At 67.0% G+C, this 15553-nt stretch carries 9 protein-coding genes; 6 read left to right on the forward strand and 3 right to left on the reverse strand.

Annotated features, from left to right (window positions below):
• Positions 1–100 precede the first annotated feature (100 nt).
• The gene (locus tag G4D83_RS22850) at positions 101–739 is read right to left on the reverse strand and encodes a glutathione S-transferase family protein (protein ID WP_163866932.1); all 639 of its coding nucleotides are present in this window, start codon (positions 737–739) and stop codon (positions 101–103) included.
• Between the two features lie 575 nt (positions 740–1314).
• On the opposite strand from G4D83_RS22850, the gene G4D83_RS22855 reads away from it, so the two are divergent.
• The 3 genes from G4D83_RS22855 (at position 1315) to G4D83_RS22865 (ending at position 8606) form a co-directional block, all read left to right on the forward strand.
• Positions 1315–5403: a M4 family metallopeptidase gene (locus tag G4D83_RS22855; RefSeq protein ID WP_163866933.1), complete on the forward strand. Its 4089-nt coding sequence runs from the start codon at positions 1315–1317 to the stop codon at positions 5401–5403.
• Between the two features lie 16 nt (positions 5404–5419).
• Complete coding sequence (locus G4D83_RS22860; protein WP_163866934.1) at positions 5420–7237, forward strand: Ig-like domain-containing protein; 1818 nt, start codon at positions 5420–5422, stop codon at positions 7235–7237.
• 328 nt (positions 7238–7565) lie between these two features.
• Positions 7566–8606, forward strand: a complete 1041-nt coding sequence (locus G4D83_RS22865) for a hypothetical protein (RefSeq protein ID WP_163866935.1) — start codon at positions 7566–7568, stop codon at positions 8604–8606.
• Positions 8607–8641: 35 nt separating this feature from the next.
• On the opposite strand, the gene G4D83_RS22870 is transcribed toward G4D83_RS22865, so the two are convergent.
• The gene (locus G4D83_RS22870; protein ID WP_240356508.1) at positions 8642–9529 is read right to left on the reverse strand and encodes an alpha/beta fold hydrolase; all 888 of its coding nucleotides are present in this window, start codon (positions 9527–9529) and stop codon (positions 8642–8644) included.
• A gap of 231 nt (positions 9530–9760) precedes the next feature.
• On the opposite strand from G4D83_RS22870, the gene G4D83_RS22875 reads away from it, so the two are divergent.
• Positions 9761–10633, forward strand: coding sequence for an AraC family transcriptional regulator (locus tag G4D83_RS22875; protein ID WP_163866937.1), 873 nt, complete (start codon positions 9761–9763; stop codon positions 10631–10633).
• A 194-nt stretch (positions 10634–10827) separates the two neighbouring features.
• Here G4D83_RS22875 and G4D83_RS46345 read toward each other — a convergent pair whose 3' ends face one another.
• On the reverse strand, positions 10828–12468 hold the full coding sequence (locus G4D83_RS46345) for a LamG-like jellyroll fold domain-containing protein (RefSeq protein WP_240356509.1): 1641 nt from the start codon (positions 12466–12468) through the stop codon (positions 10828–10830).
• A gap of 705 nt (positions 12469–13173) precedes the next feature.
• Between G4D83_RS46345 and G4D83_RS22885 the strand changes: the two genes are divergently transcribed.
• Both G4D83_RS22885 and G4D83_RS22890 read left to right on the forward strand, forming a co-directional pair.
• Complete coding sequence (locus G4D83_RS22885; RefSeq protein WP_163866938.1) at positions 13174–13335, forward strand: hypothetical protein; 162 nt, start codon at positions 13174–13176, stop codon at positions 13333–13335.
• A gap of 83 nt (positions 13336–13418) precedes the next feature.
• On the forward strand, positions 13419–15485 hold the full coding sequence (locus tag G4D83_RS22890) for a hypothetical protein (RefSeq protein ID WP_163866939.1): 2067 nt from the start codon (positions 13419–13421) through the stop codon (positions 15483–15485).
• Positions 15486–15553: the final 68 nt, after the last annotated feature.

The raw sequence follows: 15553 nt of genomic DNA on the forward strand, positions 1-15553 counted from the left end.
CGGCGCGCCGCCGAGCAGCGGTGCCCTTCACTCTGCCGCCCCCGATCGAGGACTCCAGGTGTGACATCAGAAGGAATGGGTCCGCCCCGAAGCGCCGCGCTCAGCCCGCTTCGACGCGGTCGCAGTAGGCGTCGAACGTCTTCTTCCATGCCGGGCGCGCGATGCAGCGCCTCTGGAAGGCGAGCACGTTGGGATGGTCCTTGACGACACTCTCGTCGATGCCGGCGCCCAGCACGTGCGTCATCAAGAGGTCCGCGACCGTGAACGCGTCGGTCGCGATGAACTCCCTGCCCGCGAGCCAGCCGTCGAGCTGCTTCAGGCGCATCTCCCCCCACTGGTGAAGCGCATTGCTTCCCTGGGTGCCCTTGCCGCCGTTCAGGTCGACGAACCACGCGCTCAGGAGCGGGACTTCGATTGAATTCAGCGCCGCGACGCACCAGCGCAGCACCTGCGCTTCGCCGGCGAGGTCGCGCGGCATCAGCTTGCCGCTCTTGCGGGCGAGGTAGAGCAGGATGGCGCCCGACTCGGTGACGACCACGCCATCGTCGTCGATCGCCGGAATCTGTCCGAACGGATTGAGCGCGCGATACTCGGGCGTATCCAGGTCGTGCCGCGGATGGTCCATCCCCACCACCTCGTACGGCAGGCCCATCTCCTCCAGGGCCCACAGCACGCGCAGGTCGCGGGTCCTGGTGCGGGCCATCTTGTTCACTCGTGAGAAGCCATAGACCTTGAGCATGCGCACATCCTACTTCGCGTGCGGATGGAGCGTGTAGGTCTCGTTGGACTCCACCTCAGCCGAAGCCTCGGGTCGGTCGTCCGTCAATGCTGGTGCCAAGACCAGACTTCCCTGTCAGACGGGTCTGTTTGGCCGCTTTCCATGTCTTCCTATTGAGGCAGGGTCTTCCTTGTTGTCTGACCAATCTCCCAGGACTCAATGTGAAGCAGGCGCAACTCTGTGTGGTTCTTGTTTCCGTTTGTGTCCGTCAGGGACCCCCCCATTTCATTTGGGTTTCGATAATGTATGCTGGCGGATAATTACGCTGACCATGGACCCCACGGGGCAAAGGTCCGAGGCTGTTCGGCCCCTCCGCCATGAGCGTGATCCTTCCGACGGCGGCACGCCACCACGGGTGCCGACGGCGGGAGTTCCCCTGAACGCTGTGTGGAGTCAATTCAATGCCCAAGCCGTGGCCTCGGTGGCCTCTGCTCCTCGCCAGTCTTTTCTCGGCGAGCTCTTCCCTCGCGGCTGAGAAGCTCACCCCTGTTTCCCTCCCCACGCTGACGCAACTCCAGGTCCGGGAGCCAGCGCGTGTGGCGGAATCCCTGGCAAACCTCAAGACGCAAAGCCTCAAACTCGGGCTGGGTTCGCGGGACGGCTTTCAGCTGTCCAGCTCCAGCACGGATTCCTTTGGTCAGACGCACGCGCGCTTCGCGCAGACATACCAGGGCGTACCCGTATGGGGTGCCGTGGCCATCACCCACCAGGGACTGTCAGCGGGGGACATCCGCCTCACCAGCGACGGCCTGCGCAAGGGCATCCGCCTGGACGTGACGCCCACGCTGGACGCGAAGTCCGCGGTGGCGAAGGCCACCCAGGAACTGGCGCCCAAGGGCGAGTTCGGCGTCGCGCCGAAGAGCGAGCTCATCGTCTACCCCCAGACGCGGCTCGTGAACCGCTACCCCGGCAAGCCCGTCGCGAAGCAGAACGCGGCGGACTTCGACACGCAGGTCGTTGCCTACCGGCTCGCGTACCACGTGCACACCGAGCTGGAGAACGCGAAGGACGGCGTCAAGCACACGGACTTCATCATCGACGCGCACTCGGGCGACGTGCTGAAGAAGTGGAGCTCGCTCCAGACGGCCGCCGCCAAGGGCCTCGGCCGCTCGCAATACAGCGGTGAAGTCCCGCTGGACGTCTTCCAGAACCCCCAGGGCCTCTTCGAGCTGCGCGACGTCACGCGCGCCGGTGGCGAGGGCATCCGCACCTACGACGTCAACCACGCCGCCGTGCAGAACGGCGTCATTCCCACGCTCACCCTCTACACCGACGCCGACAACGTCTGGGGCGACGGGCAGAACTACATCGTCGGCGCCAACAACACCCTGAGCGCCAACGGTCAGACGGCCGCTGTCGACGCGCATTACGGCCTCCTGGCGACGTGGGACTTCTACAAGAAGATCTTCGGCCGCGACGGCGTGGACGGCTTCGGCTCGCCCACCTACAACCGGGTGCACGCCAGCAACCTCTACGACAACGCCTTCTGGAGTGACGGCTGCTTCTGCATGAGCTACGGCGACGGCTCGTTCCCGGCCGCTGGCGGCTTCAGGTCCATGGGCGTGCTCGACGTGACGGGCCACGAGATGACCCACGGCGTCGCCTCGCACACGGCCGGCCTCATCTACGAGGGTGAGTCCGGCGGCCTCAACGAGGCCAACTCGGACATCTTCGGCACCCTGACGGAGTTCTGGGTGGCCAACGGCCGCGGCGGCACCATTGGTGACACCGGCGGCAACTGGCTCATGGCCGAGCAACTCAGTGCCTTCCCGCTGCGCGTCATGTTCCGCCCGTCGCTGGACGGCGCGAGCGTGGATGCCTGGTACCCCGGCCTCGGCAACATCGACGTGCACTTCAGCAGCGGCCCGATGAACCGTGCCTTCTACTTCCTGTCCCAGGGCGCGCAGCCGCTGGCCATCGGCACGGACTACTCCAGCACCTACCTGCCCACGGGCATGAGGGGCATCGGCAACGACAAGGCGGCGGCCATCTGGTACCGCGCGCTCACCGTCTACCTGTTCCCGTCGTCCAACTACATGTCGGCCCGCACCAGCAGCCTCCAGGCCGCGGCGGACCTCTTCGGCTCCCAGTCCAACGAGTACCGCGCGGTGCAGAACGCCTTCGCGGCCATCAACGTGGGCTACACCGCCGGGACGTACGACGACCGCACGGCCCCCACCGTCGTCGCGAGCGTCTCTGGCAGCGCGCCCGAGTTCCAACTGCATGCGCAGGCCGACGACAACGTCGGCGTGGCCCGCGTGGAGTTCTTCGTCGACGGCGCCCTGGCGGGGAACCTCTCCGCCCAGCCGTACCAGATTCCGCTGGACGCGACCCCGCTGTCCAACGGCGCGCACCAGCTGGTGGCGGTGGCGTACGACGCGGCCGGCAACTCCACCGCGTCCGCTCCCGCGAGCTTCACCGTCTCCAACAGCTTCGAGCAGCTCCTGAGCGATCCGGGCTTCGAGCTGGCCGGCCAGGGCTGGATGGCGGACCCGCCGGAGAACATCAACTTCCCGGTCTCCTCCGGCACGCACTCTGGCCAGGGCTACGTGTGGCTCAACGGCTGGGGCACGACGCACGTCGACCGGCTGTGGCAGGACGTCACCATTCCCGCCGGCGCCACCCGGGCCTCGCTGACCTTCTTCCTCAACCTCATCACCTCCGAGACGACGACCACCGCCGTCCGCGACACGCTGACACTCCAGATACAGGACACCTCCGGTACGGTGCTGGGGACGCTGGCGACGTGGTCCAACCTGGACGCGACGCCGGGCTGGGTGCAGCAGAGCGTGGACCTGACGGCCTACGCGGGCCAGACGGTGCGCATCTTCGTGGAGGGCCGCGAGAACGCTTCGGTCGCCACCAGCTTCCAGTTGGATGACTTCGCGCTGCGCGTCACGCACGCGGCGGATGCCGAGGCGCCCCGGGTGAGGGCCTCCGTGCTCTTCTCCGGCACGCGCGTGGGCTACCTCGCGGACGTGTCCGACAACGGCTTCGTCAACGCGGTGGAGTTCCTCGTCGACGGCGTGTCCCTGGGCAACTCGGTCAAATCGTTCGCCCGGGTCGCGCCCCTCTCCTCGTTGACGGCCGGCGCGCACACGCTCGTCGCCCGGGCCACGGACGCGGGCGGCAACGTGGGGGAATCTCCCGCGGTGACGTTCTACGTGGACACCACCGCCACGCAGCGCGTGCTCAATCCCAGCTTCGAGACCTCCGCGAGCTGGACGGGTGCGACGACCTTGTCGGGCTCGGCGGGCATCTTCAGCAGCGCGTCCTTCGCGCACACCGGCACCCGCATGTATGTCTTCTGGACCAACGCGGGTCCGGCACGGCACTCCGTGCGTCAGTCCGTGGCCATTCCGGCGACCGCGACCTCGGCCATCTTCAGCTTCTGGCTGCGCATCTACAACGGTGCGTTCACCGACGCGGTGGCCCGTCACACCTTCAGCGCGAAGGTTCGGGATTCCGCCGGTACCGAGCTGGCGACGCTGAGGACGCTCTCCAACGTGGATGACACCAACGCGGAGTACATCCAGCACCGCTTCGACCTGACGGCCTACGCGGGCCAGACGGTGCAGCTGTTCTTCGACGTGGACCAGACGGCGGCCCCGCAAGTCCCCGACGAAGTCACCCAGTTCTTCCTGGACGACGTCAACCTGGTCACCTCGACCCAGGCGGATCTCCAGAGCCCCACGCTCTCCGCATCGGTCGAGGGAAGCTACGGGACGGTGCAGCTGCGGGCCTCCGTGACCGACAACGTGTGGACGCCCACCCTCGCGTTCCAGGTGGACGGCACCCCGGTGAGCTCGTTCACGAACGTCGAGGGCGTCTACGCGACGGCGTTCGACACGCGGAGCCTGTCCAACGGCTCGCACCAGTTCAAGGCGACGGCCACGGACAAGGCGGGCAACACGACGGAGCGCACGGTGACCTTCGAGGTGCGCAACTCCACCATCCAGGACCAGGGCGCGCCGCACATCACCGCCAGCGTGGAGGGCCTGTATGAGAACTACACGATGCGGGCCGAGGCCACCGACGACACGGGCGTGGCCTACGTGGAGTTCTACGTGGACGGCGCGCTGAAGGGGAGGAGCTCGTCCGAGCCGTACACGCTGCCGCTGTTCCCGATTCCACTGGCGGCGGGGGAGCACGTCCTCGAGGCGGTGGCGTACGACGCCTACGGCAACTGGTCCAAGGCGACCACGCCCTTCACGCTCCACCCCGTCTCGGTGGAGTTCTCGGTCGCGCAGCACGTGGTGCCGGTGGGGGGCTCCGTCGCCCTGCAGGCGAACGTGGCGAACGCGGTGGACACGACGGTGAGCTGGTCCGTGGCGGAGGGCCGCATCTGCGGCACCGTCAACGAGAATGGCGTCTACGCCGCGCCGCAGGTCCGTGGTCTGTGCCACGTGTCCGCGGTGAGCGTCGTGGTGCCGACGGCGAAGGCCGTGGCGGCCATCCGGGTCTACACGGGCGACATCAATGGCGACAACGTCGTGGACGGAGAGGACATGGGCCTGCTCGCGCAGGACTACGGCACCAACGGCTCCGAGGAGACGAACCTCGACGGCGCCGGCTCCGTGAATGACAGCGACATCTCCCTCTTCGTCAGCCAGTTCGGACGGTAACCCCATGAAAACGTGGATGAAGCTCATTGTTCCGCTCCTGATTGGGGCGCTGGTGGCCTGCTCCGACTCCGATTCGGGGCCGGTGACGGTGACTCCGAAGACCGTCACGGTGAAGGCCGGTGAGAAGGCGACCTTCAGCGCTTCGGTGAAGGACGCGAAGGACCCGCGTGTCCTCTGGTCGGTGGAGGGAGGCGACTCCCACGGCACCATCAGCAGCTCGGGCATCTACACCGCGCCGGCCGAGGCTGGCACGTACACCGTGGTGGCCACCAACGCGGTGGACACCTCGAAGAAGGACACGGCCACCGTCAAGGTGGAGGCGGTCCAGACTCCGACGGTCATCGTGAAGGTGACGCCGGAGGTGGTGACCATCGGGCAGGGGACCTCCACCGACCTCACGGCGGAGGTCTCCGGTTCCTCCATCACCGCGGTGCAGTGGTCCGTGGAGGGTGGCGACGAGAACGGCACTGTCAGCAGCACGGGCCGGTACACGGCGCCCAACGCGCCGGGTACGTACACCGTGACGGCCACCAGTGTGGCGGACCCGACGAAGAAGGGCTCCGCCTCCGTGACGGTGGAGCCTGTCGTCGTCGGGGAGGTGACGGTGACGGTGAGCCCCTCGTCGGGCAGCACCACCTGGGATGGCACCGTCCAGTTGACGGCCGAGGTCACCGGCACCAACAACCTCGCGGTGCAGTGGTCCGTGGAAGGTGGCGACGCGAACGGCTTCGTCAGCAGCACGGGCGTGTACCGCGCGCCGAAGAAGACGGGCACGTTCACCGTGACGGCCACCAGCGTGGCGGACCCGACGAAGAAGGGCTCCGCCTCCATCACAGTGGAGGCTGTCGTCGTCGAGGAGGTGGCGGTGACCGTCTCTCCGAAGACGGGCACGGTGGAGCAGGATGGCTCCTTCTCCCTGTCCGCGCACGTCACGGGGACGAACAACCTCGCGGTGCAGTGGGCCGTGGCGGGCGGTGACGACAACGGCACCGTGAGCAGCACGGGCGTGTACCGGGCGCCGCGCCGCGCGGGCACGTTCACCGTGACGGCCACCAGCGTGGCGGACCCGACGAAGTCCGACTCGGCCACCCTCACCGTGGACCCCATCGTCGTTCCGACGGTGGCGGTGAGTGTGACTCCGAAGACGGCGACCGTGGGGCCGGGAGCCGTCGTCAACCTCACGGCCGAAGTCACGGGCACCTCCGTCGTCGCGGTGACCTGGGCCGTCGAGGGCGGTTCGGCCAACGGCACCGTGAGCAGCACGGGCGTGTACACCGCGCCAGGCCGGCCGGGCACGTACACGGTGACTGCCACCAGCGTGGCGGATGCGTCGAAGACGGACTCCGCCGTCATCACCGTGCCCGTCGCCAGCACGGTGGCTTACGTGGACCCCACGGGTACGGGCTGGCGCCTGGTTCGCAACGCCAGCTTGTCCTCGGGCAACACGCTGGTGCTGGACCTGGTGGGCCCCACGGGCCAGTCCGGCCGCGGCGCGGACCTGACGCTGGGGTTGGATGCGGCCACCGCGTCCTGGTCCACCGTGGACGGCTCCGAGTACGTGGCCAACCGTGGCTACGAGCTCGGCGCCGCGCCCCACCTGCTCAAGTCGGGTGTGAAGGGCAGCAGGCTGAGCGTGGGGGTGTACCAGAAGGACGCTCCGGCGCACGCCTACGACGGCGCGCTGCTGTCCGTGTCGCTGACCGTGGAGGCCAACGCGGAGACGCCGGCCGGTACCGTGGTGCCGCTGAACGTCATCAAGGCGCATGCGCTGCCGGCTTCCGGCTCGCTGCAGTCCATCAACGTGGCGGTGGGTACCCTCACCACCGCTCAGTAGTCCGGAGTCCGAAGCAGTGAGAGCGGCGGCCTTCCTTGGGGAAGGCCGCCGTTTTCATTTCAGCCGGTTCGTGAAGACAGACAGCCAGGTGTCCCATGCACGGTGACGACTGTCCCCTCATGACTGGCTCGGGAGGGCGTCACCCTTATGGGTGATGCCCTTACTCAACAGGTTCTCGTACGTTCCGCGAGCTACTTCCTGGCCCAACGGGCCTGGGAGCTGAGCGCCGGAGAGTCAGCATGCGCCCGTCCAGAGGGGCGCGCCATGGCTGTCCAGCCGCAGTCAGTGGACTGTCTGGGGTTTCGTACGAATTACCGATGGAGGTCACATGTTCCCGCAATCGCGCTTGATTCGTTTCACGTCGAGGATTTCCCTGCTCGCGCTCCTGTCCATCCTGAGCGCTGTCACCTGGAGCACGCCGGCTCAGGCGCGTGCGCCCGGGGGCGTCATCGGCGTCGGGTATTACGACCGTCGAGGCCCGCCGCCGTGGGTCGAGGCGGCTTGCAAGTACAGGGCGACCTACAAACCTTGTACTTGCACTCCCCCTACCGTCGCCAGCTTCGATTCCGCCATGGGCTGCTCCAACGAGAGCCAGGCGTGGGCCGACAGGGACGCCGAGACCTCCTGCACCATCCTCTGTGATAGGGCCAGCAAGGACTCGCCGGGGGCTGGCAATGGCAACAACGGCGGTGTCCTGGGACGTCCGGGAGGTTCGACGGGGAGCGGCGTCTCGCTCGACGGCGCCGGCACCCTGGCGGCCCTGGAGTCGGGCGGCTATGTGGCGTTCGTCCCCTTCAGCATGGAGCCCATCGGATACTCCACGGAGAAGGAGCGGTTGGCCGGGTCACTCGTGGAAGCCACTGCGGTGCCATGGGTCGTCCTCCAGGGTCTGGGCGAATCCATCCAGTGGGAGGACCCGAAGGGCCTGGCGGCCTTCATCCAGACCTATTGGAGCGACCGCGGCACGCCCAGCCCCATCGGCCACTGCAATCACTCCCTCCAGGTCTCCTGTCCGCTCGAGGACGTGAAGCTCGGTGACAGCCTTCAGGTCTGCTCGGGTGAGAGCGACAAGGATGCCAAGCAAATCGCCGAGACGAGCTGCGCGCCGCTGCGCTACGACGCGCTGAGTCGCTCCTGGAAGACCTGGGGTGTCTACGGCATCCACACCGAGGGCCCGTACCGCGCGCCCTCCGCGACAGTCCTCGCCGTCGGCCCCCAGAAGTTCCTCGGCTACGTGCCCTCCAGCGTGGATGCCATGGGCCCGTATGAGGACTGGGCCGAGCTGGCGGAGGAACTGCTGGAGCGCACGGCGGGTACCACCGTGTGGCTCGCCGGCCCGAGGGAGTTCTACGCCCCCAAGGGCGAGTAGCCCACTGGCCGCGCGCGGCGGGAGGATGGACGCATTCAGTCGACCTTCCACAGGCGGAGGGCCTCTTCGGCGATGATGTCGGGGTTCTCCTCCTGGAAGAACAGCTTCCCGCCCGGCACGAAGCGGATCCCCCGGGAGCCGGGGAATGTGCGGTCGAGGTAGTGCGCGTCCTCGTTCGAGAAGATGTCGTCGTTCTCACCCCAGACGATGCGGACTGGGACGCGCGCGCCAAGGAGCTTCGCCTCGATTCCCGCCAGCGGGTTGGGGAGCATCGCCTTGTGGAAGGCGTGGTACTGCGCCTGTCGCTTGGGCGAGCTCACGACGGGCGAGGCGTAGGTCTCGATGACCTCGTTGGTGAGGGTGTTGGGGTGCTGGAAGACAGCCGCGCCGAACGTCGAGCGGGCCATGGCCGGGTCGGTGAGCCACGCCGCGGTGGAGGACGCGAGCGTCCCAGCGCGAGCCAGCTCAATGGCCGGCATGACCTTGGGCGGAGGGCTGTTCGGCTCGGTGTCGCAGTTCGTCAGGAGGAGGGTGCGGACCCGCTGCGGGAACTTGACCAGGAAGAGCTGGGCGACCGCGCCGCCGCTGTCACTGGCGACGATGTCGACCTGTGAGACGCCGAGCGAGTCGAGCAGGGCCGCGAGCATGTCCACCTGGGCGGTGGCGGCCAGCGACTGGTGCTCGGGGACCTCCGAGTAGCCCAGTCCCATGAAGTCAGGGGCGATGCAGCGCCGGACGTCGCACAGCCGGTCGAACGCGCCGCGCCACTGGAAGCCGTTGAGGGGGGCTCCGTGGAGGAACAGGGCCGCGTCACCCGAGCCGCGCTCCACGTAGGCAATCTTTCCGAATGAGAGCGGAGCGAAGCGTCGCGCCGCCCGCCAGGCCGCCGCGTCCGTCTCCTGGGCCGCCGTGATGCCAGCCATGGTGGGGTGGGACTCCGGGTGGGATGCGCAAGCGCCGAGCGTACTGACCGCGAGGGCGATACCAGCGGATGTGAGGAAGAACCGACGTCTCATGGGGGAGCTCCGGTGGAAGAGAACGTGTCGATGATTGCGGCCCTCTTGTTTCGGCGCGCGCACACCTGGCCGTTCTCGGGCACAAACGGATGACCTTCCGTGTTGCGGCCCGGCAGTCCCAAAAGGAAGGTTCCCGCGATGACTGATCGACCCTCGTGCTACCCGAGCCTTCCGGCCGTGCTGCTGAAGAGCCTTGGCCTGGGGCGCACGCCGTTGCTTGATGTGCTCACCTCTCCAGTTCCCTCCGGTCGGTTCGACTCGCCGGTGGATGACCGCCACGTCCTCTGTCTGCATGTGGGGGAGCCGGTCCCCGTGACGTATCGCGTGGGGAAGGCCGAGCGTCAGTCGGCGCGCATCCACGGTCAGTTCTGCGTGGTTCCGGCGGGGTCGAGCACGCGGTGGACGCTGTCGGGCCCGGCGCGGTCGTTGCTCCTGCGGCTGACGCCCGCTCTGATGAGGGAGGCCGCGGAGGCCAGGGGGTTGGGGGAGCAAGAGGCGGCACTGGATCCAGCCATCCACATCCGGGACGCGCAGGTCGAGCGCATCGGCTGGATGATGCAGGCCGAGGACCACGATGGATATCCCGGTGGGAGGCTCTTCGTGGACAGCCTGGCGACGGCGCTCGCCGCACGGCTGTTCGCGCTGCAGTCCCCCACGGAGGACTCAGCACCCAAGCGTCGCCACGCATTGCCGGCGTGGCGGCTGCGGCAGGTGGTCGAGTACATCGAGGCGCACCTGGACGAGGATTTGACGCTGCGGGAGCTGGCGAGGGTGGCGGGGTTCAGCCTGTCTCACTTCAAGCCGCTGTTCAAACAGGCCACGGGACTGCCGGTTCATCGGTTCGTGCTGGAGCGTCGCGTGGAGCGCGCGCGGCTGCGCTTGATGGAAGGGCGCAAGAGCCGGACGGAGATCGCGATGGAGGCGGGCTTCTCACACCCAAGCCACATGGCCCGCTGCCTGCGCCGCTTCCTGGGCATGAGCCCGAGGGAGATCTCCCGGTCGTCGCAGTGAGGTCGCGGGAGAACGAGCGCCGCAGGCCATCAACGTGGCGGTGGGCACCCTCACCACCGCTCGGGAGTCTGGAGCCCGAAGCAGTGAGAGCGGCGGCCTTCCCGCTAGAAGGCCGCCGTTTTCATTGTCCGCCGTAGGGCCGAGAAGGGCGGGGGACTCTGGCGAGAGTCCGTGGCGGGCCAGGGCCCTGGTTGCTAGGGCGTGTTCACCGCGGCGACGTCGCAGGCGGTGAGCTCGCGGCTGTAGATCCGGACATCGTCGAACGAAGCCGGAATGCTGAAGAAGGTGCTCGGGCAGGTCGGCAGCCTGCGGCCGATGCGGAACGAATTGGCGCCCGTGAGGTTCGTCGGCGCGGCGCTGGTCGAGGAGCCGACCAGGACGCCGTCAATGTACACCTTGAGCGAGGTCCCTCCGCGGGTATAGACGACGTGGTGCCAGCTACCGTTGTTGAGCGGCGACGGAGAGACGTTGACGCCTGCACCGTTGGCGCCTGCCGCGTTCTCGTACATCTCGAGCGACGCTAGCGACGAGCCGCCGTTGAGCCTTGCCCCGAGGAAGTTGCCTGCGCTCCCGGCCACTCGGTTCCCGATGAGATCTCCGGTGCCGGCGCTGTTGAAGGTCGTCTGCAGCCAATAGCTCACGGTGAAGTCGCCCGTCCCGAATTGCCCGGGCGCGAGGCCGAAGTCGACGTGGGCGTTGAGATCGCATCGCTGAGTGGGCGAGAGAGTGACTGCACCGGAGCCGTCGAAGCTGACCGTCCGCGACGAGGAGCTGCCCAGCGTTCCGTTCGACGCGCCCGCCGAGTCCAGGGCCGTGCTGCCGCTGGCCTCGTCGAAGGTCCATCGGTGGGCCAGACCGCTGGTCGGGTCGGCGGACGGGGGGCCGGCGCAGACCCCGTCCAGGCAGGTGTCCGGCTGGGTGCAGGCGTTGCCGTCGTCACACGCCGTTCCGTCGGGGGCTACCGGATGGGAGCATTGCCCGGTCGAAGGATTACAGGTGCCCGCGATGTGGCACGCGTCGAGAGGCGCGCAGACCACCCCCACGCAGAGGTCGGGCTCGCAGGTGTAGCTTCCGGGCGTGTTGACGCAGATTTCACCCGGCTGGCAGTTCGCCGTCCCATTGGTGCACTCGTCGATGTCGGTGCAGATGCTCGGCTGTCCCGTGCAGGTGTAGCCCGGCTCCACCTGGCAGACGCTGTTGCAGCCGTCCCCCGAGAGTTGATTGCCATCGTCACAGATTTCGAATCCGCCCAGCACCCCGTCACCACAGACGGGCCGCAGCGAGGTCTCCACCGCGTCCACCAGGTAGAGCGCGACCGCGCCCCTCAGTCGCACGTAGCGATAGGGGACGTTCCCCGGGTACGTCGCCACGGCGATATGCGTCCCCAGGCCCAGCTCCACCAGGTGCAACGGGCTGGAGCCGATGAACGTCCCATCCGCCTTCAGGAAGTCCACCTGGGCCACCAGCGCCAATGACAGACCCTGGTAGTAGACGCGCAGGTCGCCAGTGCCTTCTTCGCCCTGGCCGAGGTCCAGCACCAGCGCCGCGTTGAGCAATCCCAGCAAGGTCGCGGCCTGCCCGTCCGGGGCGCCCAGCGCCGCGCTCGCATTGAGCACCGTCGCCGTGGTGCCCGACGCCACCGCGTCCGCATACGGGTCCCACGTCAACGAGGCTTCCGGACGCTCACTCGTCAATGCCCCGTCGTCCTCTTGCGACACCCCAATCTCCGGAGGACGGACCTTTTCCCCCAGGGACTCGACACCACACGCCCCCAGCGACAAGGCCATCGTCATGCCCAGACCCCACGACCACAGCACACCAGGACGGCTTCGCATCGAGTGTCTTCCTCCGAGGAGCAGGATGGAGCCCTGAATGGACCGTCCCCCCATGGAATGAACGACGCCCTTCTTGCTCCCCTCTGCTTGGCGCGCAACACACGGATGGGCAACGTCCTCCGGCGATCAGCCGACACGCACTCAAGGACAATCGACACAATGCCCACGACATGCATCTGCCTGTCTCCGCGAATCGACGGGTCGTAGTGGGGAAGGGCGGCGCACCGCCGAGCGCGGTACCTGTCAGCGCGGATGATCCCGAGAACTCGAGACCATCCAACGAAGGGGCTGTAAAATCTTGGCGCCACGGGACAGTCATCACAGTGAAGACAGTTGTTTGCGTGCCATCTGGAGTGGGGAAGAACCGTTCGTCCCTCTCTGGTTGACAGGAATTGGCTGCAAACATAAACACAGTCCGTCGGATTGTTCCTGGGCCGGAAACCTCCAGTGGAGATTTGAATCTTCTCGCTCGAACCCTCCTGATCCGTTGCGCATGACTTGGGTGCCTTGAATATGAAGACGTCGAACTGTTTTGCTCTCGTGGTTTTCTTGTGTGCTGGGGTTGGCCTCTATGGTTGCGGCACTGGCTCTGAACCGCAGTCGTCATCAGACACCATCATCTCCCATGAGGAGGCCACGAGTATGGAGGCCCTCTCGGCGGATGACATGGACGGACTCGTCCCCGTCGAGATGGAAAGTGGCGCGGTGACCGCTTTGGCCTGCACGCACAACTCGACCCAGTATGTGCGCAACGGCTGCTGCACCCAGACGGCTACGAAGTTCCAGCAGCAGATCTGCATCTACGGAACCTGGTACTGGCAGACGCCGTACCGGTGCGAGTACCCCACCTCGTACTGCCTGCCGTAGCGAAGGCAGACGGACGAGGTGCTGGTGCTGGAGTCCAACGCCGTCTACGTGACTGGGCCGGAAATGCTTCGTGGAGTTCCATCATGCCGCTACATTCGCGACGCCTCTTCTCGTGTCTTTGCATCTTGCTGCTGGCTGCGTGTGGAGGTGAGTCCTCCGACCTGACCTCCCATTCCACCTCGCGCGGGGCGCTGCTCCAGGATGACTATGGAGATGTGCCGTGGGAGGCTACCCCCGTCAATCCCCAGGCCGGCCCCATTGTGGGGGCCCTGGACTTCGACGGGGACCACGACGTCTTCTCCTTCACCGCCCAGGCTGGGCGCTACTACCGTTTCCAGTGCAGCTTCTCCGTCCCGCTCTCGGAGTGGACCCTTCGCCGCTTCAACGCCCAGATGCAGGGGGCGGAGACCGAGGGGGTCTGGGTGCCGCCTGGAGTGGGCATCCACTTCAAGGTGGCCGTCACGGAGCCTACGTACCTGAGCATCTCCTCCCGGCCCGCGGTGACGGTGAGTCCCTACTCCTGTGAAATCGTCGAGCTGGGTTTGGACGACCATGGGGACCTGGCCGCTACCGCCACACCCTGGAACCCAGAGACCGCTGCTACGGGCGTCCTCGAGTACGCCTTCGACCGGGATGTGTTCTCGCTGGCCCTTCCACGGGGAGCGGTCTATCGCGTGCGTTGCGAGTCGACGACGCTGAGCCCCTGCAAGGTGAATGTCACCTCGCCGGTGGGGGCCGCCACGGGAGCGACTGTCCAGGCAGCCGTCTTCAATGCCACGCACCCCGGGACCTACAGCGTAGAGGTCACCCCGGACTGGTATGCGCCCTTGCTCCTCAACGGGACCTACGCCCTCCAGCTCGACTTCATCGAGGCTGACGACCATGGGGACGTGCTGGAGTTCGCCACACCGCTAACCCCTTCGCCCACGCCCTTTACCGGCAGGGTGTCGAATGCCAAGGACCGGGATGTCTTCACCTTCTCGGCGGTGCGGGACCATCTCTATCGCTTCACCTGTAGTGCGCCACCGAGCCCTGGCCTCCTGCTCCGTGACGGCGCTGGGGTGGCGGTGGATGGCTCGGTCCATGTGTCGGGTTGGAGCACGAGTGTCTCCGTGGAGGCGCCCGCTGCTGGCGGCTATTCCGTCGAACTCTTTCACGACAACTTCGTCGGCTCCTACACCTGCGCCTTCGAGGACCTGGGGCTGGATGACCATGGGGACTCGGCCGCCGTGGCGACGGCCATCGCGTTCTCCACGACGCTCGACGGCCACCTGGAGACGCGCGGGGACGTGGACGTGTTCACGTTCCCTGTCCAGGCGGGGCGCATCTATCGTTTCCGTCGCACGAACGGCACGGCGAGTTCCCAATCCCTCCAGCTCAGGAATGCCCAGGGGCAGTCGCTCCAGACCTCGAACTCCGGGAATCTGATTCACGAGGCCACGGAGGACGCGCAGTACACCCTGGAGGTGAAGCTTTCGCCCGGTGGCATCGGCTACCCAGGAACGTACGTCATCGAGGCCGCCGACATGGGGCCTGACGACCACTCGAACACGCAAGTGGGCGCGACCGTACTGGTGCCGGGGCAGACCGCGACGGGCTGGCGGCATCGCGAGCAGGACCGGGATGTCTTCGTCTTCTACGCGCAGGAGCAGACTCTCTACGACTTGTACTGCACCGTGTGCGATATCACCTTCGAGACGCCCAACGGGCCGGCGCGTCGGATTCAGTATGGAGGCCCTACCCGGTTCTTTTTCGATCCAGTCGAGGCGGGGCCCATCTATGTCACGGTCAACCAAGCGTCCGTCGGGGCCTTCTATGACCTTCGGCTCGAGGTGGCCGCCGTGGATGACCATGGGGACGACGTGGCCCATGCCACGGTCATCACCTTCCCCTCGTCGTTCATGGCGGCGTTGGATTCCTTCTTCGACGTGGATGTCTTCGCGGCCGACCTGGTCTCAGGTCAGCTGCGCCGGGTCCAGGTCCTGGGCACCTACTCCATGTTCCAGGTGTTGGACCCGACGGGCCAGCCGGTGGCCGTGAACTCCGTGGGCGAGTTCACGCCGCAGCTCTCGGGGCGCCACCACGTCGTGGTCAAGGTCGACCCCTGGTATGCCTTCCAGTACGGGGCATTCCGGCTGACGCTGGACTGAGGTTGCCGGGGTTCCTCGAGGGCACGGAGGGTTCCTCCAGGGTGGTCGCGTCCGGGTACGTTGAGCGC

Origin of the sequence: Myxococcus eversor (genome assembly GCF_010894455.1) — a bacterium.
In the GTDB taxonomy this organism is placed as follows: Bacteria; Myxococcota; Myxococcia; order Myxococcales; family Myxococcaceae; genus Myxococcus; species Myxococcus eversor.

What these genes read in the sequence shown, in the direction of transcription:
- G4D83_RS22860 (WP_163866934.1), top strand. Translation starts at nt 5,420, where the DNA reads ATGAAGCTCATTGTTCCGCTCCTGATTGGGGCGCTGGTGGCCTGCTCC.
- G4D83_RS46345 (WP_240356509.1), bottom strand. Translation starts at nt 12,468, where the DNA reads ATGCGAAGCCGTCCTGGTGTGCTGTGGTCGTGGGGTCTGGGCATGACG.
- G4D83_RS22870 (WP_240356508.1), bottom strand. Translation starts at nt 9,529, where the DNA reads ATGGCTGGCATCACGGCGGCCCAGGAGACGGACGCGGCGGCCTGGCGG.
- G4D83_RS22850 (WP_163866932.1), bottom strand. Translation starts at nt 739, where the DNA reads ATGCTCAAGGTCTATGGCTTCTCACGAGTGAACAAGATGGCCCGCACC.
- G4D83_RS22875 (WP_163866937.1), top strand. Translation starts at nt 9,761, where the DNA reads ATGACTGATCGACCCTCGTGCTACCCGAGCCTTCCGGCCGTGCTGCTG.
- G4D83_RS22865 (WP_163866935.1), top strand. Translation starts at nt 7,566, where the DNA reads ATGTTCCCGCAATCGCGCTTGATTCGTTTCACGTCGAGGATTTCCCTG.
- G4D83_RS22890 (WP_163866939.1), top strand. Translation starts at nt 13,419, where the DNA reads ATGCCGCTACATTCGCGACGCCTCTTCTCGTGTCTTTGCATCTTGCTG.